This window comes from Verrucomicrobium sp. BvORR034, from assembly GCF_000739635.1.
Taxonomy (GTDB): Bacteria; Verrucomicrobiota; Verrucomicrobiia; order Verrucomicrobiales; family Verrucomicrobiaceae; genus Verrucomicrobium.
In genome coordinates, this window is sequence record NZ_BATQ01000107.1 from 1 (window position 1) to 23,396 (window position 23,396).

A 23,396-nucleotide genomic window follows, 5' to 3' on the forward strand; every position below is an offset into this window, starting at 1 on the left:
AGCCCGTCGGACTTGGAGACATGCGCCTGCGCCTTGGCGGAGGAGGGTGTCAGGCCCAGCGCCCGGGCCGTGAGGAACCTGCCCTTCACTTGCTCCCATCTCATCCCCTTGGGCAACGCAGCAACGTTTAGAAAACCCAGCGCCGCCGCTGCCCCGCTCTCCGTCACGACCAGACGTGCTTTCCCCAGGCGGATGACGAGCTCCTTGTCCGTGAGGTCGCGGGCCTTTTCCTCCAGAGCCCGAGTCAGCTCTGCCTTGGTCATCCTGCCTTCCATCAAAGGCCACAGATCCTTGCCCACCGCGCTCACAGTTTCCCCTTGGGTCCCGTCGACCAATGCCAGACGCGTGAGGATCAGGTCAGACAGGAAAGGTTCGGCCCATCCCCGCAGGAGGGCGTGGCGCATCTCCGTGGAGCCGCTCTTCCGGGCACCCACGGTCTTTCCAGCCAGCAGGTCCAGGACCTGCGTCGGAGTGGGCAAATCGCTGGTCGGCAGCCTGTGCTCCCGCCTGAGGACGCACGCCCGCAGCCCGTCAGCCTTGGAGATATGCGTCTGCACCTTGGCAGAAGGGGGCATCAGGCCCAACGCCCGGGCCGTGAGGATTTTGCTTTTGACCTGCTCCCACTTCATTCCCCTCGGCACTCCGTTGACACCCAAGAGACTTAGCGCTGCCTCTGCCCCTAATTCCGTCAGAGCGTAACGTGCTTTGCCCAGGCGAATGGCGAGTCCCTTTGCCACGAGGCCACTGGCTCTTGCCTCCAGATCACGCGCCAGCCCAGGCTTGGTCCACTTGTCTTCCACCAGAGGCCACAGATCCCGACCCACGGCGCTCGCAGTTTCACCCTTGCCCGGCGGGGCCAGAACCAACCGCGCCAAAGTCAACTCAGAGAGGATGTCAGGATTCATGGGGTTCACGCGGGCTCCTATAGCGAATTACACTAAGAATTGCATCTAAAATGTCCTCCAGACGTGTCACCACATCCGCCGCCAGAAAACGGAGAACAAAAAAGTCGTGCTTCTGCAGCAGCACATCCTTTCGCCGGTCACGCCGATAGGCATCCACATCGGCAAAATGGTGATACCCGTCGATCTCAATGACCACCCCAGCCTCTACTGCCAGCAGATCCACTTCGGCCCGTTGGTTGCCAAAGGTCATCGCCAGCCGCTGATTCAGGCGGAACTTGCCCCGGGTCTTGGGCAATCGTTCCAGCACTTCAAAGAGGAAGGACTCGGCGGCGCTGCGAGCCTCATTCTCCTCCCTTGCTGATTCCCCCTTCGCAGGTTCCGCCACAGCTTGCTCCCCCAATATTTGCAGCTGGGCAAGCTCTGCAGACGACAGTTCACCGCCCTCCCGAGCGATGAATTCCAATGCGCGGCTGAGCCTATTCTCTCTCCAGGCGGTGTCCTCTGAGACGGAGGAGCCCGTACCTCGTGGGCTGGCTGGACTCACCACCGCCACCAACCCCTCGCGCAAAAGCACTTCCCAGCGGGTCGCAATCTCGCTAGTGGCCAGCGCAGCCACCTGCGGCTCGCTCAGCGTCACCGCCACCGGAAGCCGCGGCACGACTTCCGCGAACCGGCACAATGCCTGCACATCCGCCGCTGCCACTTCCATACGTCCGCTCTGCGGCCGCAGGAGCATGGCAGGCAGCATCTCAGGAGGCATGAGGCGATTGAAAACCTTGACGGAAGTCTCGAGGTCTCCCGTCAGGTCCAACACTTCCCTTACGAGTTGCTCTGACGTCCGCGGGGCCACACCGTGGCGAAGTATGGTTTTGCAAACCTGCCTTTCAAGTTCGTCGAGTTTCCCGGCAGTCACCTGCTCCAAAAACAGGCCCAGCTCCAATTCCGTCTTGTTCGCCAGGGCGGACGCCACCTGCTCCAGATCGTCGCCTTTCAACCGGGCCACGAAGGCGATGCACAACGGCAGAAGATGAGGCAGGTTCAGCAGGCAACCCACCCACTCGATCGCCACCCGACCTCCCTCAAAGGAATCGATGCAAACCACCGGCCGGCCGACGCGCCTCCATGCACCGATCCACTGCTGATGCACCTCCCACACCGCTCCGTGAAGCGCTGAAACCATTGGTACGCCCTGGTCTCTCCGCTTCTGGTGCACCTGCATTGTTTGGTCCATGAACGATGAAAACTGCAAAAAGCTTGGCACCAGGCATCACGTCGCAAGGTTCCCGATGGTTGAGTGAGTTCCTCTATCAAATAGCCGCAAAGCATTCAAGCAAGAGCAAGACCAAAACGCCTGAGAAAACGCTCCATCAAGTTTTACCCTCGCATGCGCCTCGCGGGACACTCCCTGGTTCATCGCCCTCGGATTGAGCCTGATCGCCCTGGCGAATCAGACGACGTGAAGCCCGCTCCCAGGCCAGATCCGCACGCAGTCCGGCAATGAAGCGGCCCATCCCCCGCCAGATGGCGCGGTAGAACTCTCTGTCGGTGGCCCCCATGCCAATTAATGCCCCGCGATGATTGACCCAAAGCACCGTGCCAGCTGCCAGACCACGCAAGCGAAACTGCAACTCCCAGAGCCAGCCATAGTGCCGTCGATGCCGGATCCCCTCACTCGTGAGCCTTGCCCGGTGGAAGGCAATGTGCCCCGCTTCATCGCGGTTGATCAAGTCGCACATGGCACGGATCGCCACGTCATCACAATGACGCCGCAGCAGCTTGTAGTACTGATGACTGACAATCTCCGTCAGCAGCAAAGCATAGAGCTCAAACTGAACCCCCAGCCATTTCCTCAAACCACAGAACAGGGAGAAACTCCAGTGGGACTGAATCTCCGGTGCTCCCAACCGGCGCAGCGCACAACCGAGCAGTCGTGAATGCTCCTCTTCTTCCTTGAACCACAAATCTACCAGCACCTTGATGCTCCCGCTCCCGCTGAGCACCCCTGCCCGGTCCCGGGCAATCAGGTATGCGGGGCCACCACCATCCCCCAGCTGGAATTGCTGCAGGGACCGGACCAGCATCGCGAACTGGCGGGGTGAGAGCTGCTTACGCAAGGTACTCGGGCTCTCCCAAGCCGGTTCGGGGCGATAATTCTGGTTGTTGCGGAAGTGATTGATCCAGTGGCTGAAGTTCATCGTGGGCTCCTCTCAACAAGGTGGGGTTGCTGTCCTCGTGAACAGCCTCCCACTCCTGTGTGCAGGAACTTTGAAGGGACGATGAAATGACGGTGAATTCCCTGCGGAGGAATCCTCACTCCAAAGAAGCACCGGAAACGCTAGGGAGTCTGCGCGACCGCTCGCGCGCCCCGCAGACCGAGAGCCAACCCGAAGGAAACGCTGGCTGCCAGCAGGCTGAGTATCCAGAAAGGTATCGACGGAATCTCAATCGGCGTAGTCATCCCCACCGCACCGCGGAACACATTCTTAAGGATGATCATGGCAAAGAGGTGGTAAAACCCAGACACCGCCCAAAACCGCCGGACTTTGTTCGGGTAACCTGCTGGCCAGGTGATGCGGTAGTAGCCGAGGCATACCCAGAGCCCGGGCAATCCCACCGCGCCAGTGAACAGGATGAACCACAAAAACCTGCTCAGGTCCGCCTGGCCCTTGTCAGTGGCAAGAAAAGACTGGATGCCCACAAATGCCACGAAGAGCGCCAGGCCAACACTGGCAAGAAGGGTCAAGACAGAGGTGCAGAGCGTCCAGACACCCAAGGGGAGGGTTAACTTCAGCGGTGTGGGTTCGTTTGCATTCACCATGATCTGCTAAAAGGTACCACTTCCGGGCCAGTTTTTCCAGTGCGTATTGGGTAGCTCCGTCGGGCCGTATTTTGTGACATCGCCCGTTTCCAGTACGGCCGCAAGCTGCCGGAATGTCTCCGTGGAGCCTGCCGTCTCCCCACTGGAGAGATCCGGATGGTGCCATTCATCCAGCTTGAGCACCAGCTTCAATTCAGGAGGAAGGTTTACCACCAGTTCCTCCGGCGTGCAGAGCACGAGCTCGCGGCGGGTCGCTGCCAGATACCGGCACAGTTCATACACTTGAATCCGATCTGGATCTGCCAGCTGTACCGCCGCCTCCTCATACTCGTGACGCGAAGGAAGGGGAACATAATTCCCACGAACCACCACCTCCCCGACGCCGGAGGCAACCTGTTCGCCATACTGCCAGCTGCCGCTTTCAAGGGGAAAGACAAAGCGCGTCTCGTCATGCGGATGGTTCGCCTGATGTTGATGCCAGGCGTGGTCATTGAAGAAGTCCTCCTGACCCGGTCGATTGATCAGCTTACTGCCAGAGGAGTACACTTGCACTTCCGGCTCACCCGAGCGGGGCGAGAACCCAAACACTTCGATGGTCATGGCCCAATCATTTTCGGAGCGATACAGAAACAACCTGCTCGCCGCCAGATGCAGATGGCCATTGCCCAAACTGGGAAAGCTGAACTTCCGGCAGCAGGCATCCCAGACTCCCAAGATCAGATCAGCAGTCCAAGTCATCCCCCTTTCTATTGAGGTTTCAGTGAATTCGGCAAGGACAAAAGACGCCGCAAGAAAATCCACAGGCAGGAATCTCCCCCTCCCCTCAAATTAGACTTCCACATTTGCGGAAGGTCTCCAATCGTGTTGCAATCCCGTCACAAGAATGGCATGGAATAAACAGCTCAATTTCCGAGTGGATGTTGGGTTAGTTGCAGCACACAACGGCCCGCCATTCTTTCAATGAAGGAGTGGTGGGTTTTTTTACATTTCAGAAGGGCCCATCTGCGATAATTCCGGCATCGCAATAATATAAGAACTTTCTCAATATGTACTTGCATTATTGAAACTTCTTAACTAACGTGAATCATCGTTAGGAAATAAAGCGAAAGCCGAATTCCGAGCGAAGCTGTTGGATGCAGCGCAGGGGCTCCCGGCATTCCGCGGTCAGGGGCCCCTGTTCTGTCTAAACTCCCCCGCCCTTGGCTGGATCCTCCCCATGAGACAAGGGATTGAAAAAATCTTTGTGCCCACACCTCCAGTGCGCTCACCAGCTACGAAATGCTGATGTTGTTGTGTGAATTGTTGAGTTTATCGAGAGAGCACCCTGCCCGCCTGCGCAGTCACCTGTGCAGGCGGGCATTTTTCTTTCCGGACCGCAGCCACCCTTCCTACCCCGGCATGGCACCCCAAAGCCACGGTCCATGCGGCTCGTCTCGCTTCCTAGTTGACCAGCGGGCTGCCCTCCGCAAAACTCGCCTTCCGTTTTCTCCAGCAACCGCTTCTTTCCGACTTCCTCCTCTCATGAACACGAATCCTGCCAAAAAAATCATCAACGATCCCCTGAAGTGTGCCGACGACCTTTTTGAAGGCCTCGTGCTCGCTTATGATGGCAAGGCCCGCAAAGTGGGCACCCGCTCGATCGTGATGAATGATCTGCGTCCTGACGCGCCCGCCCTCCTCATCGGCGGCGGTGCAGGGCATGAACCGATCTACCACGGCCTCGTCGGCAAGAACATGGCGGATGGTGCTGCGATCGGCGACATCTTTGCCGCCCCCCCTCCTGATATCGTGCTGGAGGCCACCCAGGCCGTGAACCGTGGCAAAGGGGTGCTCTACCTCTATGGCAACTATGCGGGAGACGTCATGAACTTCGATATCGGCGCGGAACTCGCGGTCGAAGAGGGCATTGAAGTCAGAACGGTGATCATCAATGACGACGTGGCCTCTGCCCCGGTCGATCAGAAAGGCAATCGTCGTGGCGTGGCCGGTCTCGTGCCGATCGTCAAACTAGCCGCCGCCGCAGCGGCTACGGTGGACACTTTGGACGAACTGGCCCGCCTCGCTCAGAAGGCAAATGACCACACCCGCTCAGTTGGGGTGTCCACGAAGCCAGGCTCCATTCCCGCCACCGGACTGCCAACTTTCGAACTCGCTGACGACGTCATCGGTCTCGGCATGGGCATTCATGGGGAAAAAGGCGTCGCCCTGATCCCCATGTGCACCGCCAAGGAGCTCGCCCCCAAGATGCTTGACATCATCTTCGGCGACGACCTTCCGCTCAATCCTGGCGACGAGATTGTCTTCTTCGTCAACAGCCTGGGCTCCACGCATATGATGGAGCTGCTCATTCTCCTCAAGGAGGCCCGCCCGCTGCTCGAAGCCCGCGGATTGAAGATCCATCAGACCATTGTGGACAGCATCGTCACCTGTCAGGAAATGGCAGGCGTGTCCTTCAGCATCACCAAGCTGGATGCCGAGCTGAAAAAGCTCTGGGACATGCCCTGCGAATCCGTCGGATACACCAAGCTCTAAATCCCAAGGGTTTTCACGTGCCCGCCTCAACCCATTGCCGGGTGGGGCGGGTTCGTCGTTGTCGCGTGTCACAAGGATGTCACACACGAAGTCGGCAGAACTCCTGTAGGACTCATCCCTCGTCCTGCTCAGTGAGATTTTGCCGTTGAGATTGAACTCATTGGGACTTTTCACATTCTCAGTCAGGATGACGCGTGCAAAAGCCAAAATTTGATAGATCTTGAACAATTAAGGACTTCCCATCCGCGTCCTCGTGTGTCATTGTTTCAGCACTCCAAACCATTCGACCTGTGACTACATCACTCAGTGTTGAACTCGCTCCCTCCGCGGAGGCATGGAAAGCCTCGTTTCTAGCGGCCCTCCACCACATGACGGCTGCCCGGGTGTTGGAAGAAAAACTTGCCAGCCTCTACCGTGCCGGTGGGCGCATCGTCGGCGGCGTCTACTTGGGCAAAGGCCAGGAAGCCTTCAGTGTGGCTCTGGGTCTCCAGCTCTCCAAAGGCCGGGACATTTTTGCCGGGCTGATTCGCGATCAAGCCGGGAAGCTGGCCTTTGGTGAACCGATGCTTGATGCCACACGGACCTATCTAGGTTCTGCCCTCGGCCCCATGCGTGGGCGGGATGGCAACATTCACCGTGGCCGTCCCAAGGAAGGATTGCCCGCCATGATTTCCCACTTGGGCTCCATGGTCAGCGTCGTGGCGGGCATGCTCATGTCCCGCCGCTTGCAAGGGCGTCTGGGTGACGCCGTCGGTGCCAGCGCCATTGGTGACGGCGGCACCTCCACCGGAGCGTTCCATGAAGGCTTGAACCTCGCGGCGGTGGAAAAGCTTCCCCTGATCATTGCCGTGGCCAACAACCAGTACGCGTACTCCACCCCCAACAACCGGCAGTTTGCCTGCGCGAACCTTGTGGATCGCGCCAAAGGCTATGGTGTGGAGGGCTACGAAGTGGACGGCAAGGACCTTCTGGCCTGCCTGCAAGTCTTTCAGCATGCCATCAGTCGCGCGCGCGCCGGGCACGGCCCGCAGATGGTAGTTGGCTCCTTGCTCCGTCTCGGCGGGCACGGTGAGCACGATGATGCCTCGTACATTCCGGATACGATCAAACACTCCGAGCATGGGCGGGATTGCCTGCAATTGGCCGAAGAGTGTGCCCTGGAGCGGGGTTGGGCCACCGTGACGGAGCTGGCCGCCCTGCGCGAAAGTTCCCAGAAGGAAGTGGACAGAGCCCTGGCCCAAACGAGCCGTGAACCGTCGCCCGATCCTTACAAAGAATCGTGGCGCGCCCTCGCAACCTCGGCTTTGGTGGACGAAGAGAAATGAGTCTGACCTACCTCGAAGCCATTCGCGAAGCCCAGTACGAAGCCCTGCGCCGTGATCCGCGCGTCTTCATCTACGGGCAGGACATCGGAGAATTTGGCGGGGCCTTCAAGGCCACCAAACGCCTTAGCGCGGAGTTTCCCGGCCGGGTGCTGGACTCCCCCATCAGTGAGGATGCCATGGTCGGCATGGCCATTGGAGCTGCTGTGGAAGGAAGTCGGCCCATCGTTGAGATGCAGTTTGCAGATTTCAGCAGCGTTGGATTCAACCAGATCGTCAATCAGGCCGCCACGCTGTACTGGCGCACCAATGTACCCTGCCCCATTGTGATCCGCCTGCCCAGCGGGGGCACCCCCGGCAGTGGCCCGTTCCACAGCCAGAGCATGGAGAGCATTTACGCCCACTACCCCGGGCTGGTGATCTTGACTCCTGCAACCGTGGAGGATGCCTACCATCTCCTGCTCGATGCAGTGGAACTGGAAGACCCGGTGATCTTCTGTGAACACAAGTTCCTCTATTATCACCTGAAGGCCGATGCGCTGCCGACTTCCACCTTGCCCATTGGCAAGGCCCGCATCGCGCGTCCTGGCCGTCATGCAACCGTGGTCGCTTATTCCGCCATGGTGCACGAGAGCATCCGCGCCGCTGAGGAGCTTCAGCAAGACGGCTATCAAATCGAGGTCGTGGACATGCGGAGCGTGAAGCCTATCGATACTGGCACCATCCTGGCCTCGGTGGCCCGGACGGGACGCCTGCTCTGTGTGGGGGAATCCTTCCCTTGGGGCGGCGTCACTGCAGAGGTGATCTCCCGCGTGGTCGCCGATGGCTTTCACCTCCTCGATGCCCCTCCCCAGCGCCTGAACTCCAAAGACACACCGATCCCCTACCATCCCAATCTTTGGCGCGCTCACCGGCCCACGGCTGCCAGCATTGTGGCTGAGCTTCGCAAGCTTTTGAAGTTCTAGCCAGCAGCTTCCGCGCCCCCATAGACGGCACACAGACGACCGCTTGCGCCCCTTCACTCTCCCTTCCTCGACAGCATCTCATGCCCGCCATTCCGATTCTCATGCCCCAACTTGGGGAGTCCATCGCCGAAGCCACGATTGTCAGAGTGCTCATCGAGCCCGGACAGGACGTGGATGAAGGCCAGGAGATCTTTGAGGTGGAGACGAACAAAGCCGTGATGACTGTCACCGCCCCTTGCAAAGGCAAGGTGGGTGAACTCACGGCGCAGGTGAATGTGAGCTACCCAGTCGGCTCCAATCTGGGAGCCCTGGAAGTCTCCTCCCAGATGGCCAAAGACATGGGAGTGGACCCCATCAAGTCCGCCCCGAAGCCTCAATCATCGTCCAACCATCACGAGGATGGGGAGCCCGCCAATCTGCATTTCAAGATCAGTGATGCCGACACCATCCAGGAGCGGCTGCCTACCGTGGAACCCGTAGTGGGCGGCCTGCCGGTGCCCGCTGGCGCTACCGGGGCCCACTACATCTCCCCGCGCATGCGTGCCCGGATGAATGAACTCGGGCTCAACGCCTCAGACCTCTCTGCCGTGGCCGGTACCGGCGCAGGTGGACGCGTCACTGTGGAGGACTTCGAGCAGTTCCTGCGCAACCTGGACGCCCATCGCATGACCAACGCGTCCCCCATGCGCATCGCGGTAGCGGACTCCATGCGCCGCAGTTGGAGCCGACCACTGGCGACCGTGGGATCCCCCGTCGTGCTGGACCCTTTGCTGGCCCACCGCAAGAAAGCGAATCCGAAACCCGGCCCTGCTCTGTACGTCATCCGGGCCCTCGCCCTCGCGCTGAGCGAAGACACAGCCGTTGCTGGCCGCCTCGTGGGCAATCGCATTGTCCACCCCAGAGCGATAGATATCGGCTTCGCCGTGGAAGTGGCCGACGGCGTGCTGGTCCCCACCCTCCGTGAGGTGGAGAAGAAGCCGCTGGCAACCCTGGTGGAAGTTTACAACAAGCTGGTGGAACAAGCCCGCAGCCGTCGGCTGCCCAATGAGGCCAGCCGACCAGGCATCGCCACCGTTACAAACTTCGGCACGTTCGGGATCGTGTGGGCCACCCCGATTCCCCTTCCCGAGCAGAACTTGGTGTTGGGACTTGGCGCGGGCCGAAAGGCTCCCGTCTGGAGTGAGGAAGTGAAGACCTTCATCCCCGTAACCGAAGCCGAGCTGACGTTGAGCTTCGACCACCGCATTCTTGACGGTGGCGGGGCAGGCCGACTGCTGGCCCGCGTGGCGCAGCTCCTTCAGACTCCAGAAAAACTCTGATGGGGTTTCCTGCAGCGTCCTCAACTCCCTTTTGATCGTCTGAATGAAGCTCACCGTTCTCGATGCCTACACTGCCAATCCAGGGGACCTCTCCTGGGATGCCTTACACGCACTGGCGGAGTGCACCTTTCATGATCGTACGCCTGCCAGCGAGGTGGTGAAGCGAGCCGAAGACTGTGAGCTGATCCTGACCAACAAGACCGTCATCAGTGGTGATGCGATCCGATCACTCCCCAAGTTGCGGTACATCGGGGTGCTCGCCACTGGCTACAATGTCGTGGACGTCACCGCCGCCAAAGAACGCGGGATCACCGTCTGCAATGTTCCGGGATACAGCACCGCTTCGGTGGCTCAAACAGTGTTTGCCCTTCTGCTGGAGTTGACCCATCGGGTCGGCCATCACGCGCAGACCGTTCGAGAAGGCCGCTGGAGTTCCTGCCAGGACTTCAGCTACTGGGACGGCTCCTTGGTGGAGTTGAGCGGTCGCACGCTGGGCATCCTCGGGTATGGAGCGATTGGAGAAGCTGTGGCCCGTATCGCGCTTGCCATGGGCATGAAAGTCATTGCCAATCGTCGCACATGGTCGTCGGAACCCCTTCAAGGCGTTGAGAAAGTGGATCTTGAATCGTGTTTCAATAATTCAGATGTATTAACATTACATTTTCCCTTAACACCGAACACTTCAGGCATCATCAACCGCGAAAATATTGCGAAAATGAAACCTGGAGCGTTCTTGATCAACACCGCTCGCGGCCCGTTGATCAATGAGGCCGATTTGGCCGAGGCCCTCAACACAGGTCGTCTCGCCGGCGCTGGCCTGGATGTCCTTTCCTCAGAGCCACCCGCGGCGGATAATCCATTGATCACCGCCCGCAACTGCATCATCACCCCGCACATCGCTTGGGCAAGCCTGGAAGCCCGTGCTCGATTGATCCAGGTGGCCACTGAAAATGTGCGTGCTTTCCTGGCCGGGGTGCCACAGAACCCGGTGGGCTGAAAATTTATCAATTCGGTTGTCAGAAAATCACGCTTTCGGGCAGTATCACTCCCCCTGCGTTTTGGATTTTTCTGACCTCATGAAACTGCTTCCCGTCGCCGCCTGCTGTCTCCTCTCCGCCACCCCCCTTTTTGCCGGAGATTGGGTTAACCTTTTCAATGGCAAGGACCTTGCCGGATTTGTACAACGGGGAGGCAAGGCGACCTATGCGGTGGAAGATGGAGCCGTGGTGGGCACCACCGCCCCCAACACACCTAACAGTTTCCTCTGCACCGAAAAAGACTACGGCGATTTCGTCCTTGAGCTTGAGTTCAAGGTGGACCCTCGAATGAACAGCGGAATTCAGTTTCGGAGTGAATCCAAACCTGACTACAAGGCAGGACAGGTTCACGGCTATCAGTTCGAGATTGATCCAGCGGATCGCGCCTGGACGGCCGGCATCTACGACGAAGGCCGCCGCGCCTGGCTGGCTCCTCTGGAGACCAACGACGCCGCCCGGTTTGCCTTCAAGCAAAACGAATGGAACAAGGCCCGGGTGGAAGCTGTGGGTGACCAGTTGCGCACCTTCCTCAACGGAGTGCCCGCTGCAGGCCTGAAGGATGGCATGACCCCGAAAGGATTCATCGCCCTGCAAGTGCATGGCATTGGCAAAAGCGATGCCCAGATGCAGGTGCGCTGGCGCAACATCCGCCTGATGGAAAACCCATCCAAGGCAGACCTCAGCCCTGAAGCCGCCGCCCCCAAAGCTCCCGCATCTCTTGTGGCGGAAGGTGCAGAAGTGAAGCTGCTCCAGGGCGGGTTCAAATTCACCGAAGGGCCTGCCCTCGCGCCAGACGGCCGGATTTACTTCACCGACATCCCCAACAACCGGATTCACATCTATGACCCGGCCACGGGACAAACGACCGTTCATCGTGAGAACACCGGTGGCGCCAACGGCCTGATGTTCACCCCGACAGGTGCCTTGCTGGCCTGTGAAATGAAGGCTCGCAAAGTGACCCGGGAAGCCAACGGCGAGATCAAGACAGTCGTCGAAAAGGTGGGCGGCAAGCGGGTCAATCAGTCCAACGATGTGGATCTCGACGGCAAGGGCGGGTACTACTTCACCGATCCCAACTACGGCCAGAAGGACGACATCCAGATGGAGAAAGAGTGCGTGTACTACGTGGACCGTGGTGGCAAGGTCACCCAGGTGGTGGACGACTGCCTCAAGCCCAACGGCATTGTGCTGTCGCTCGACAAGAAGACGCTCTATGTCGGCGACAATGGATCCAACAAGGTCCGCGCCTACGACATCCAGGACAACGGGACTGTGAAAAATGGCCGTGACTTTGCGAAGATGGCCGAAGGCCAGGCCACTGGCGGCGATGGCATGACCATTGACCAGTTTGGCAACGTCTATGTCACGGCCCAGGAGTTCGTCTGGGTCTTTGATCCCGCAGGCAAAGAGGTGACCAAGATCAAAGTCCCGGAAAACCCGGCCAACTGCACCTTCGGTCGTGACAACATGCTCTACATCACCGCGAAGACTGGCTTCTATGGTGTGAAAATGAACGTCTCCGGCCGTCGTTAACAGCCCGCAACCATCGATTTCTCATGAAACTTCACCACCTTCCCTTTCTGGCCGGGCTTCTCGCCTGCTCCTCTCCATTGTTCAGCGCAGAGTACAGCTTCAAGGACACGCCGGCCAAGCACCTGGACATCCTGCGTGATGGCAAGGTCATCGCGCGTTGGATGACCGCCTACGACATCTCCAGCAAGGAGCAGATCCACGATACCTACAAACCCTTCCTGCACGTCTTCGATGCAGAAGGCGGCGGACCGATCACCAAAGGACCAGGTGGCGACTTCACCCATCACCGCGGCATCTTTGAAGGCTGGAACAAACTGGTGGTGGGCGACAAGACCTATGACCGCTGGCACATGAAGGACGGGGCGCAGGTACATGTGAAGTACCTCAATCAGTCCGCCACTGCGGATGGGGCCACCTTTACGTCTCTCGTCCGCTGGCAGGGCAAAGGCGAAGCCGCCGAGCCGGTGTTGGAGGATGAGCGCACCTTCAAGTTCCTGCCCCCCTCAGGTCAGTTCTACTCGATCATCGACGTCACGACCAAACTGAAAGCAATCGCCGGGGACACCACCTTCGACGGCGACCCTGAGCACGCTGGCCTCCAGTTCCGCCCGGCTCAGGAAGTGGACCGTTCCAAGACGGCCTACCTCTATCCCGTGGCGAAGGCAGATGCCCACAAGGATCTCGACTACCCCTGGTTCGCTGAAACCTACTCCCTCAACGGAAAGAGCTACAGTGTGGTTTACCTGAACCATGCCTCCAATCCCACCGGCACGCGCATCTCCGCGTACCGCGACTACGGCCGGTTTGGCGCCTTCTTCAAGACGAGCATCAAGAAGGACGAAACGCTGACTCTGCAGGTCCGCTTCCTGATCGCCGAAGGAGGGCTCCCTTCCGCCGAGGTGATTCAGAAGGCCTGGAATGAGTACACCGGAAAAAGCGCCCCTACGCCGGAAGTCACGCAAAAGCCGGCCGAAGGCGCTGGCAAACCGGCAGCTCCGAAGGCAAAAACAGCCCCGGCGCCAACAAAGTCGAACTGATTTCGCTCCGCGATGTCAAAAAAGCGGCACTCCACTCCTGGACGTGCCGCTTTTATTTCCCCATCCCAACTCCCGTTCAATTTTCATGAGCATTCCAGGCTGAGACCAACGAGACCCCTCTGCACGCGTTCGTGCCGCCTTTCATTGAAGGCGCAAGAACGCTGACCACAGCGTCGCCCACGCGTCCGGGAAGAACTTCACGGACGTTTTCTCATGGGCGCATGACGCTGTGATACTCCTTGCTACCCCTCCGTCGCCAGACGGTCCGGTGGCTAGGAACCTCTTCTCGTATCTCAAGCCAGTTTCATGACTTTTCGTTCCACCGCCTTTTCCGTGGCGTTATCCACGGCTTTGCTGACTTTCATGGTCGGCCTTCCTCACGCTGCGCGGGCAGCCGCGCGCCCGTTTGAACCCCTTCGCATCAACTGCGGGGGCGGCACCATCAAGGACCGCCTCACGGGGCATGTCTGGCTGTCCGACAAGAACTATGTGGTTCGCGGCAAGAAGTATCGGTTTAATCAGAGGCTGAATCTTAAAGAGGCTCAGGAACCCGCCCCTGAACTGGTGTACCAGTCGGTGCGCAGAGCCAACCTCAACTACCGGATACGAAGCGTGGCAGATGGCACCTACTTGGTGCGACTGCACTTTGTCGATGGCAAACAGCAGGCCGAGCGCAGCATGGACTTCTGGATCGAAGGCGAGCACCTGCTGCAGAACTTCAGTCCTCGAGAAGCCGCAGGTTCGTCAAACCGCGCCTATATTTATGAAGCCGTGGTGCAGGTGAAGGATGGCAACGGACTCGATATTCGTGGCACTCGCGGGAGAGGTGATGATGTGTTCCTCAGTGGGATCGAAGTCCTGCCCGCTCCCGCCGGAGCCCCCCTCACCCGCCCTCCATTGGCCAGCCCAAGCGCTCCCGCGGACTTGGCGCAACAACTGCGCGATTTTGCAGAGGGTCCAGCCCGGGTGGTGTGGACGCGCACAGAGGATGAAGAGGATTTCTATCTGAAAGGCGGCACTGGCGTGCTCTATGGATATGACACCGAGGATGGCAAAGGCGAAAGAGCCATCCTCTCCGACATCCGAAGCTACGCGAGTCCGATGCTTACTCCGGATGGCAGGCAGGTGGTGTTCACGGACCAAACGAAACACAAGTGCTACGTGGTTGGTTTCGACGGGGCCGGGCTTCGAGAACTGTCGGCCGGTTACGCATCCGACATCTGGGAGGATCCCTCCACCGGGACCACCTGGGTGTATGTGCGGACCGGATGGCGGGACGTGAAAGCCCCAGTCAGGCGCTTCCGGCTCGATGATCCTTCTGTCTCCGAGGAGGTCTGGACCAAATCTGGGACCGGACAGCCGCAAACCGCGTGGTTTCATCTCTCCGGAGATGGCAAGCTCGCGGCCGATGCCTTCCCCTGGCCGCAATGCGGTCTGGCTGATCTGGGTTCGGGCGAATTCAAAGTGATGGGCAAAGGATGCTGGCCCGCCGTGGCACCAGACAGCAGTCACCGGTCGTTCTATTTCATTGGTCAACACACCGGCGTACAGTTCTTCGACACCCCCCAGGCGACGCCGCGCACGATCAACCTCGCCACCGTACCTGGATGGACCGGGCGGAAAGTCTACCACCCTAGATGGACGAATGATGTGCGCTTCGTCACCCTCACGGCCCCCCAATGGATGCCGGAAACGGAGCTCTATATCGGCAGGTTTGACGCCGGATTCACCGAGGTGGAAAGCTGGTTTCGCGTAACCTACAACCACACGGCAGACTTCTTTGGAGATGCCTGGTTTGCGGCTTCCAGCAAACACAATGCCCCCAGCAAGCCGGGATCGGGCAGCACAGGACTGCTGGCCCAGTCGAACGAGAACGGATTGCCTGGCACAGTCTTCGTCTGGGAAAACGAACGCTCCCGCAACGTCATCACCGCACCCGATGGCAAGGTGCTCCGCAGCTGGTCCGCCCGCTACGAAGGAGCCACCCGTCCGAACCGCTGGTTCGGCGCCTTGATCCGCCAAGGTTCCCTTCGACCGGACGAGGATGCTGCTCCCGCTTTCGGCAGGGCTGCCGCCACTTCGGGAGCCTTCTCATTTGCGTTGGACCTTGAACCCGCCTCCACATCTGGGAAACAGGAAGCAACCGTGCTGTCCCTGGCAAACTCCAAGGAGAAGCCCATTCTCGAACTCATCCAGAACCAGGCCACACTGTCAGTTGCCGTGACCGACAAAGACCGGAAGCCAGTGAAGCTCGCCCTGGGAGAAGTCACGCCGGGAACATCAACCCAGGTCGTGGTCACCTACACTTCCGGACAGCTCGTAGGATACCGTGATGGCAAGGAAAAAGCCCGCATCTCTGCGGCATGCGAGCCGGCAGAATGGGATGCCACCACCTTGGTCTTCGGCAACGACGTCCTCCGGAGTCGGCCTTGGGAGGGCTCTCTCGAGAACATTCGCCTGCTCGACCGCGCGGTGTCCGCCGGGGAAGTCGCCACGCTGAATGAACGGTCTGTGAAAACAAGGCAGGGACGGCAAACCGCCGCTCGCGTCGTGGTGGAAGCGGAGTTGCTTCAAGCTTCAGAGCCTGATGAGCCAGCCACCATCGCCCCCTATGTGCGAAGCCTGGGGGAGAACGTTTACAAGGTGAAGCGCGTGTTGTCCGGGCAACTGGAAGACACCGAGATCATCGTCCTGCAATGGGTGGTGCTGGGAGGCCAGACGCTCGCCTCGTCCGAACGCGAAGAAGGTCACGTCTATCGCCTGGAATTGGAGTCAGCTGACAGCCACCCGGAACTCACCGGAGAACATCGTTCCACCGACATCTTCGAGCCAGTGATGAACGTGTACTACGACGTCAGCCTGTAGGACACCCTTCTCGACCATGGGGCTAAAAAAACGACGAATTGCATGTTCGAAAAGAACTCTTGAAAACCCGGTTTCGCTGCCTAGCTTCGCCGCTTCTTGAATCAGAAAGACATCATCATTCCAGCAGTTTCAACGGACACGCCGGTGATTCCGCCGTGAAGCATGCGCTGGTACAGCGATGATCTTGCACAACAGGTTTCCTCAGCGGAGACATTGTCCAGCCTAAGAACCCGGGTGTTGCTTCGCACACCTTCGAGCGTTCAAGGCAAAGAGCATCCTTCTGATTGCACGCGTTTCCCGCCACGAACTGGGCCGCAGTTCCGGGTTCGATGCATACGTCACCTCAAGCCCGCCTTCCCTCCAGGGTTGGGGAGCGGCATGGTCTGCAGCGCAATCATCCTACGCAAGTGTAACACCAAGACCGGATAGAGCAATTTCAGTCCATGATCGACATCAACTGGCAACAAACAAAACAAGAGTGGTTTCCTAATGTCCGCAAAGACCTGCTGGCAGGCCTGGTAGTAGCGCTGGCCCTTATTCCAGAGGCAATCGCATTTTCCATCATCGCGGGTGTTGACCCAAAAGTCGGACTGTATGCCTCGTTCTGCATTGCCGTAGTCACCGCATTTCTGGGGGGACGGCCCGCCATGATTTCTGCGGCCACCGGGGCCATGGCATTGCTTATGGTCAATCTGGTCAAGGAGCATGGGCTTCAGTACCTTCTAGCAGCGACCCTGCTCACTGGCTTCTTCCAGATCATTGCAGGGGCACTACGACTGGGGGACCTGTTAAAGTTTGTCTCCCGGTCTGTGATGACGGGCTTCGTCAATGCTCTCGCCATCCTTATTTTTCTGGCTCAGCTACCCGAGTTTCACGGAGCCGGGTGGCAGATGTACGCGATGGTGGCTGCGGGTCTGGCCATCATCTACTTGCTGCCCCTCATGACGAAGGCAGTGCCATCCCCATTGGTGTGCATCGTTGTTTTGACCGCCTTCTCCATCATCACCGGGCTCAATCTGCGCACGGTGGGCGACTTGGGCGAACTCCCCTCCACGCTTCCCATATTCCTGCTTCCAGATGTCCCGTTGAACTTTGAAACACTCTCTATCATACTACCCTACTCGATTCCCCTGGCTGTCGTCGGCCTTCTGGAATCGCTGATGACGGCGTCCATCGTGGACGATCTCACGGACACAGACAGTTCCAAGAACCGGGAGTGCGCCGGCCAGGGAGCCGCCAACATGGTAGCGGGTCTTTTTGGCGGCATGGCAGGTTGCGCCATGATCGGCCAGACTGTGATCAACGTGCAATCGGGTGGTCGCGGGAGGTTGTCCACATTTTCCGCTGGCGTGCTGCTTCTGACGATGATCGTGACTTTGGGTGATTGGGTGAAGCGAATCCCCATGGCGGCCCTGGTCGCAGTCATGATCATGGTGTCCATCGGGACCTTCAACTGGGCGTCTCTGAAGAACCTTCGCCTCTATCCCAAAAGCTCCAGCATGGTTATGATCGTAACCGTGATGGTGGTCGTCTTCACCCACAACCTCGCGCTGGGTGTGTTTGTAGGCGTGTTGATGAGCGCCCTTACCTTCACCCGGAAGATCTCACAGATTGTAAGGGTCAGCTCGACCTTCGACGAAAAAGAGAACAGACGGACCTACCTGGTGCGAGGACAGGTGTTTTTTGTTTCCGCCGGAGCTTTTGCCAGGGCCTTCGACTTTCGAGAAGCCCTACAAGAGGTCACGATTGATGTTTCTCATGCGCACTTCTGGGACATCACTGCGATCACCGCCCTCGACAAAGTGGTCCTGAAGTTCCGCCGAGAGGGCGCCCACGTGACTATCAGCGGCATGAACGAGGCCAGCGCCACCTTGGTTGACCGCTTGGCTGTTCACGACAAGCCAGGAGCCATGGACCGAATGCTTGAACACTAGCTCCCCGGATGCTGGACGAAGACACGCAGTCGCACCGGACCCGGCTCGCCATTGCCCCCTCGAATGACAACCCAAGGGGGCATCTCAGCGTGGAACCGTCTCCCCCAGTCCCACCTCATGGTACGAGGAACGTGTTGCCGGTGCGAGGATCACGGGCCTTCTGCCCCGGAGCCAATCCCCGCACATCGAGCATGTTGGCCTCGTTCCGTTCCGCACCCGGAGGATAAACAAAGCCCGCCCGGCCGGCGACGGGAACAGCGTAGCTCAGGGGTGCTGGCGGGCCCATGATTTCGCTGGACCCAGCAGTCTTTTCCGTCGCGCCAGCTCCCTTGTCCGACTTGGATTTGGAGCTTCCGCTGTTTGACCTTTCGCCTCCGTCAGATCCGGTTCCCGGGTTGGCGGGATCTTCACGGAGGTACTGAGTATCCCCTCTGCGGCCTGAGTTCACGCCGGGGATTGGTTGCGACGCAGCCCCGTCGGACGTCTGAGGTCTCCGGCCCGTCCTCGGCTTGGGTTGGGCGGCGGTGGGAGGCGGCAGTGCTTTCGGGGGCTCCTGCGACTTTTCGAAGTCGCGTGTCTTCTTGAAGAGGAAGCTTCCCATCTTCTTGAAGAAATTTGGATCCTCCTCCTTGGGAACTGGGGCGGAAGGAGGTGCAGTCATCCCGTTCATGGACCATCCGGCCACGATGGTGAGGATCAGAGCGCACCGACGGGCAGATTGCCAGGAGGAAGTGACTTTCATCAGATCAGGGGGCTTAATTTTCAACGCCCGCCCGGGAAACTCGGGAGCAACGGGAGTTTACGATAAATGGAGCTACTTGAACAGGTCTATTGCAAGCAAACGATACGGAACATCCCAGTGGTTCCCCACCGCGATGAATTACTTTTATTCTGCAAGGGATTGCCTTTCGCCAAACGCGACGCTTACTGAACGCCATTTTCATTTCCCGCCCCCACTTCATTCGCCTTGAACCGCCCCACCGTTGCCAGCTACTGCACGACATTTCTCAAGCCGGAGATGCTTCACATCTACCGTCAAATCAAAGGTTTGCGACGGTATCAGACGTTTGTGATCTGCAAAGAGCGGCAGAGCGAAGACCTCTACCCCATGCCTGATGGCGGCATCGAAGTGGCTCCGGGGGTGAAGAGCAACTTTCTGAGGCGTTTTTGGCTAAAATATATCAAACACGAGCCAGCGATTGTCTATCGGGGAGAATACGGGGTGCTGGCGGGTCTGCTGAATCGGCGTGAGGCCGATCTGATGCACGTCTATTTTGGCCATACCGGCGTGCACCTGCTGCCCTTCATCCAACGATGGCCGAAGCCGACCGTGGTTTCATTTCATGGGATGGACGTTCAGACGCGGGCACATGACCCGTCCTATGAAGTCCGTCTACGGGAACTGCTGAAAGCATCCCGACTGGTGCTGGCCCGCTCCCAGTCCTTGCTGGACCGGCTTCTCGAACTGGACTGCCCGGAGGACAAGGTCCGTATGAACCGCACTGGGATCCCCTTGGACCAGTTTCCCACCATCAGCCGTTCATGGCCTGAAAACGGGGCTTGGCACTTGGTACAAGCCTGTCGGCTGATCGAGAAGAAGGGGCTGGACGATGCCATCCACGCTTTTGCCGCCTTTGCCAAGGTCCATCCGCAGAGTCAGTTTACCATCGCCGGTGAAGGTCCGCTCCTTGAGCCTCTCAAAAGACTGAGGGATGATCTGGGACTACAGAACAAAATTCAGTTCCCTGGATTTGTGAAAGGTTCCGCGCTGTGTGACCTCTTTCACAGTGCCCACCTCTTCATCCATCCCAGCCGCATGACGGCCGATCAAAACCAGGAAGGCGTACCCAATGCCATGCTAGAGGCCATGGCCACGGGATTGCCCGTGGTGGCAACGCTGCATGGTGGCATCCCGGAAGCGGTGAGAAACGGTGTCACGGGGCTGCTTGTCCCAGAGCGCGACCGGGCTGGACTGGAGCGGTCGTTGCATGAACTGAGTGACAGCCCTGCCCTCTGGGAGCGCATGGGGGCTGCGGCAGCGTTGGACGTGCGGGAAAACTTTGAATCTTCTGAGCAGATCGCCAAACTCGAGCAGGCGTACGACGAAGCCAGGGAAAGACGTTGAAGCGGCTCTCCCTTGAGCCATCATAAACACCAGTATCACCACTCCCAGCCGGGGCGGCTCCGCTGACCCCCACCGTACATGCCATCCTGTTGCCCCGACGCCCTAGACAAATCCAAACCGCTGGTCGTCTCTCTTTGCGGCACCTTCTTGAAGCCGGAAATGCAGAGCATCTACCGGCAGGTGACGGGATTCCAACGGGTGCGAACCATCGTCTATACCCAGAGCCACGAAAACGCGGATCTGTTCCCTTTTGAACCGGTCAAAGTGCTGAAGAAGCTGCCCCGGCCCCGGCCTCGCGGGAACTTCGTGAAGCGCTTCTGGTACAAACACGTGCTCAAGGTTTGGCCTCCGCCACGGCCCATCGAGCGGCACGTGCACCCCTACTACCCGTATGATCTTGTCGCCCGCCTCAAGAGAAATGATCCTGCGCTGGTGCACGTGTACTACGGCCACAAAGCGGTGCACTACTACGAAATGCTCCGGGCCTGGGGAGGACCTTTTGTAGTCTCATTTCATGGGGTGGATGTTTCCAAGTTTCTTGACCGCCCCGCCTATGTGGCCACCCTCAAGAAGGTGTTCGCAAACGCGAAGCTGGTGATGGCGCGAAGCCAGTCCCTGTTGGACAGGCTGGTCCTGCTAGGTTGCCCCCAAGAAAAGCTCCGGCTCAATCGCACACCGATCCCGTTGGAACACCTGAACGCGGTGCCCCGGACACCACCTCCCGATGGCGAATGGCGTCTTGTGCAGGCATGCCGGTTGATTCCCAAAAAAGGGATCATCACGGCCCTCAAGGCATTGAAGATCGTTACGGAAACACATCCCAACGTCAAATACGTCATCTGCGGCGTGGGCCCACTTGCCGGTAAAATCCAGCGTACCGCCGCCGAGTTGGACCTGAGCTCACACTTGGAACTCCGGGGATGGATGAGCCAGGATCAGCTGCTGCAGGAGTATGAAGCGGCACACATCTTCCTCCACCCCAGCGAGACGACGAAAGACGCAGACCAGGAAGGCATTCCCAACTCCATGCTTGAAGCCATGGCCACGGGACTTCCCGTGGTGGCCACTCAGCATGGGGGTATTCCCGAGGCCGTGACGCACGGATTTGATGGACTGCTCGTCCCCGAACGCAGTCCAGAGCAACTGGCCGAAGCCTTGCTCACCCTGATGAACGCGCCTGCGCTGCTAACCACCCTGTCCACGAACGCCGCCGCTTCAGTACGAGCCAACTTTGGCAGCACTGCCCAGGTGGCTGCCATGGAAGACGTGTACTTCGAGGCTATCAGTCGTAAGTAGGCTCCTTTTCCCCAAGTCTCATGCAGACTCACGCCACTCTCCTCTGCCACACCTTGCTGGTGTCGCTCATGATGGGAGCCGTCCCGATGCTGGCCCAGGCCCCTGCGGCTCCTCCGCGCCCTCCTCCCGTGGTGCTGCCAGCGACTGCCAGATACATCAGCGTGGTCGAGGCCAGGGAACTCCTAAGGGAAGGCAAACTGGGGGGGATCATTGATGTCCGCACTTCCGAAGAAGTCACCGGCAACAATCACCTTCCCGGCGCAAGGTTCGTGAACCTCTTTGTGTCGAACTTCGACCAGTTCATTCTGAATCTGGAACTGGACCGCAACCGCCCCTGTCTGGTGTACTGTGCCCTGGGTGGACGGGCGGCCCGCGCCGCCTCAAGGCTGGATGCCCTCGGGTTCAAGGAAGTACTGGTCCTGCAAGGAGGCTTCGAAGCCTGGTGCCGGCAGAGCGGGGAACTGGGGCAATAGCAAGAGCCGAATCCCCAACTGGATCGGAGCATCAACTTTCCCGCCAATCATCACCCGCGTCGTCCCGCCCCATGATGGACCACCGGTAGAGGTAGGTGAAAACTTGCCCGCTGGCAAAAGGCTCCTCCAGGTCCACCGGGACCAGTTCATAGAGCCCCACCGCAACGTCCTCCAGAAGGTCCAGTTCCTTGCGGCAGATGGCATCCACCTCCCAGACCTCCCCATGAACTCTGAGCCCCCCCTCCTCCTCCGGCACCTCATAGAGGCCCGGATAACCTCCCGCATTCACCATGCGGTATTTCGGCAGGGTGCGGGCCGTGCCCACAAAAGTCTGGCCGTTCAGATAATGGGCATTGCTCAAGCCGCGCTTCAGCGTCCCGTAAACAAAGATGCGCTGCAAAGAGGCCGCAACCCGCTCTGGAGCACTCATGGCAAGACGGTGGATCCAGCACCCGCAATCCGCGGCCCGGGGTTCGAGGAAGGTGCACTCCGATGGAGCGTCCATTCCATGGTCTCATACTTGTCCCGGGCCAGTTCCCGGGCTGCAGGCAGAAGCCGGGCCTCCATTTCCATTTGATCCATCACGACGACATCCATCGCCAGTTGACGTGCAAACAGCAGGCCAAAGTCAGCGGGTAATTTCACAGGCTGAATGGTGCCCTGATGGAGGAATCCAGTCTTGGCCCGACGTTGAGCGGCACCGGCGATCTTTTGCTCCTGCCACACCACGTCGAACTTCGCAGGCTCAACAAAGCAGACCCCCATGCCATCGGAGGTGTTCTCAGACTGCAAGGAGCAGTCACCCATGCCCGCCTCATGAAGGGCACGGATCATCGCCTCGTGGATCTCGCGGTAGGTTTCCACCGCACGCTGCTCGCTGAGGTCACTCCCAGCGGGTGCCGCCAGGGTGTAGGTCCAGTCACCATCATGGACCACCACTCCCCCGCCCGTCCATCGTCGCACCATCGGCCAGCCCGCCTGAGTATCAGGAATCACTGAGATCGGCTGGGAAAAACCAATGCTGACACTCGGCTCCTCCCAACCATAGACCCGCATCCATACCCCTTCAGCCTGGAGCAGCATGGCCTCATCTAATGCCATGTTCAGGGGGCCCTGACGGGGCACCAGGTCTTGCCAGAGATGAAGGCGGGGAAGGGATGGCATTTTCAATAACACAGTTGAGATATCCTACGTTCTGGGACTGGCGATGGTGCCTGCTCAGCCGACGGCAGTGC

At 59.1% G+C, this 23,396-nt stretch carries 19 protein-coding genes and 1 pseudogene; 12 read left to right on the plus strand and 8 right to left on the minus strand.

The genetic code is table 11. From position 1 onward, the window contains the following. The 5 genes and pseudogenes from BV034_RS17895 to BV034_RS17915 form a co-directional block, all read right to left on the minus strand. A pseudogene (locus BV034_RS17895) lies at positions 1-905 on the minus strand (hypothetical protein); the annotation flags it as partial. Then, positions 895-2,085 carry a DUF559 domain-containing protein gene (locus tag BV034_RS17900; protein ID WP_265593139.1) on the minus strand — a complete coding sequence of 397 codons (1,191 nt, stop codon included), beginning with the start codon at positions 2,083-2,085 and terminating at the stop codon, positions 895-897. The pseudogene BV034_RS17895 and the gene BV034_RS17900, both read right to left, overlap by 11 nt. Before the next feature lie 187 nt (positions 2,086-2,272). Continuing rightward, positions 2,273-3,100: a hypothetical protein gene (locus BV034_RS17905; RefSeq protein WP_050028366.1), complete on the minus strand. Its 828-nt coding sequence runs from the start codon at positions 3,098-3,100 to the stop codon at positions 2,273-2,275. 140 nt (positions 3,101-3,240) lie between these two features. After that, positions 3,241-3,723, minus strand: a complete 483-nt coding sequence (locus BV034_RS17910) for a hypothetical protein (RefSeq protein ID WP_050028367.1) — start codon at positions 3,721-3,723, stop codon at positions 3,241-3,243. A 6-nt stretch (positions 3,724-3,729) separates the two neighbouring features. Continuing rightward, positions 3,730-4,461: a hypothetical protein gene (locus BV034_RS17915; protein ID WP_050028368.1), complete on the minus strand. Its 732-nt coding sequence runs from the start codon at positions 4,459-4,461 to the stop codon at positions 3,730-3,732. Between the two features lie 783 nt (positions 4,462-5,244). Between BV034_RS17915 and BV034_RS17920 the strand changes: the two genes are divergently transcribed. From BV034_RS17920 to BV034_RS17960, 9 genes are all read left to right on the plus strand, one after another. Next, the gene (locus BV034_RS17920) at positions 5,245-6,255 is read left to right on the plus strand and encodes a dihydroxyacetone kinase subunit DhaK (RefSeq protein ID WP_050028369.1); all 1,011 of its coding nucleotides are present in this window, start codon (positions 5,245-5,247) and stop codon (positions 6,253-6,255) included. A 368-nt stretch (positions 6,256-6,623) separates the two neighbouring features. After that, positions 6,624-7,580: a thiamine pyrophosphate-dependent dehydrogenase E1 component subunit alpha gene (locus BV034_RS17925; RefSeq protein ID WP_050028370.1), complete on the plus strand. Its 957-nt coding sequence runs from the start codon at positions 6,624-6,626 to the stop codon at positions 7,578-7,580. After that, positions 7,577-8,542 carry a transketolase C-terminal domain-containing protein gene (locus BV034_RS17930; RefSeq protein WP_050028371.1) on the plus strand — a complete coding sequence of 322 codons (966 nt, stop codon included), beginning with the start codon at positions 7,577-7,579 and terminating at the stop codon, positions 8,540-8,542. Before BV034_RS17925 ends, BV034_RS17930 begins: the two co-directional genes overlap by 4 nt. Before the next feature lie 80 nt (positions 8,543-8,622). Next, positions 8,623-9,861: a 2-oxo acid dehydrogenase subunit E2 gene (locus BV034_RS17935; RefSeq protein WP_050028372.1), complete on the plus strand. Its 1,239-nt coding sequence runs from the start codon at positions 8,623-8,625 to the stop codon at positions 9,859-9,861. A 43-nt stretch (positions 9,862-9,904) separates the two neighbouring features. After that, positions 9,905-10,858: a D-2-hydroxyacid dehydrogenase gene (locus BV034_RS17940; protein WP_050028373.1), complete on the plus strand. Its 954-nt coding sequence runs from the start codon at positions 9,905-9,907 to the stop codon at positions 10,856-10,858. Between the two features lie 79 nt (positions 10,859-10,937). Beyond that, positions 10,938-12,431 (plus strand): SMP-30/gluconolactonase/LRE family protein, encoded by a 1,494-nt coding sequence (locus tag BV034_RS36125; protein ID WP_050028374.1) that lies wholly within the window; start codon positions 10,938-10,940, stop codon positions 12,429-12,431. Positions 12,432-12,454: 23 nt separating this feature from the next. Further along, positions 12,455-13,468: a DUF6807 family protein gene (locus tag BV034_RS17950; protein WP_063768819.1), complete on the plus strand. Its 1,014-nt coding sequence runs from the start codon at positions 12,455-12,457 to the stop codon at positions 13,466-13,468. A gap of 306 nt (positions 13,469-13,774) precedes the next feature. Next, positions 13,775-16,333: a LamG-like jellyroll fold domain-containing protein gene (locus BV034_RS17955; RefSeq protein WP_050028375.1), complete on the plus strand. Its 2,559-nt coding sequence runs from the start codon at positions 13,775-13,777 to the stop codon at positions 16,331-16,333. Between the two features lie 443 nt (positions 16,334-16,776). Then, positions 16,777-18,267 carry a SulP family inorganic anion transporter gene (locus BV034_RS17960; RefSeq protein ID WP_050028376.1) on the plus strand — a complete coding sequence of 497 codons (1,491 nt, stop codon included), beginning with the start codon at positions 16,777-16,779 and terminating at the stop codon, positions 18,265-18,267. A gap of 115 nt (positions 18,268-18,382) precedes the next feature. Here BV034_RS17960 and BV034_RS17965 read toward each other — a convergent pair whose 3' ends face one another. Further along, positions 18,383-19,009, minus strand: a complete 627-nt coding sequence (locus BV034_RS17965) for a hypothetical protein (protein ID WP_050028377.1) — start codon at positions 19,007-19,009, stop codon at positions 18,383-18,385. A 225-nt stretch (positions 19,010-19,234) separates the two neighbouring features. On the opposite strand from BV034_RS17965, the gene BV034_RS17970 reads away from it, so the two are divergent. The 3 genes from BV034_RS17970 to BV034_RS17980 all read left to right on the plus strand — a co-directional run bounded on the left by BV034_RS17970 (position 19,235) and on the right by BV034_RS17980 (position 22,161). Next, positions 19,235-20,392 (plus strand): glycosyltransferase, encoded by a 1,158-nt coding sequence (locus BV034_RS17970; protein WP_050028378.1) that lies wholly within the window; start codon positions 19,235-19,237, stop codon positions 20,390-20,392. Between the two features lie 78 nt (positions 20,393-20,470). Then, positions 20,471-21,688, plus strand: a complete 1,218-nt coding sequence (locus tag BV034_RS17975) for a glycosyltransferase (RefSeq protein ID WP_063768820.1) — start codon at positions 20,471-20,473, stop codon at positions 21,686-21,688. 20 nt (positions 21,689-21,708) lie between these two features. Then, entirely contained in the window at positions 21,709-22,161 is a 453-nt protein-coding gene (locus BV034_RS17980) for a rhodanese-like domain-containing protein (RefSeq protein ID WP_050028380.1), read from the plus strand. A 31-nt stretch (positions 22,162-22,192) separates the two neighbouring features. Here BV034_RS17980 and BV034_RS17985 read toward each other — a convergent pair whose 3' ends face one another. Further along, a complete protein-coding gene (locus tag BV034_RS17985; protein ID WP_050028381.1) occupies positions 22,193-22,591 on the minus strand; it encodes a gamma-glutamylcyclotransferase family protein in 399 nt (132 codons plus the stop codon). Next, positions 22,588-23,325, minus strand: coding sequence for a hypothetical protein (locus BV034_RS17990; protein ID WP_050028382.1), 738 nt, complete (start codon positions 23,323-23,325; stop codon positions 22,588-22,590). The genes BV034_RS17985 and BV034_RS17990 overlap by 4 nt, the downstream gene beginning before the upstream one ends. Positions 23,326-23,396 lie beyond the last annotated feature (71 nt).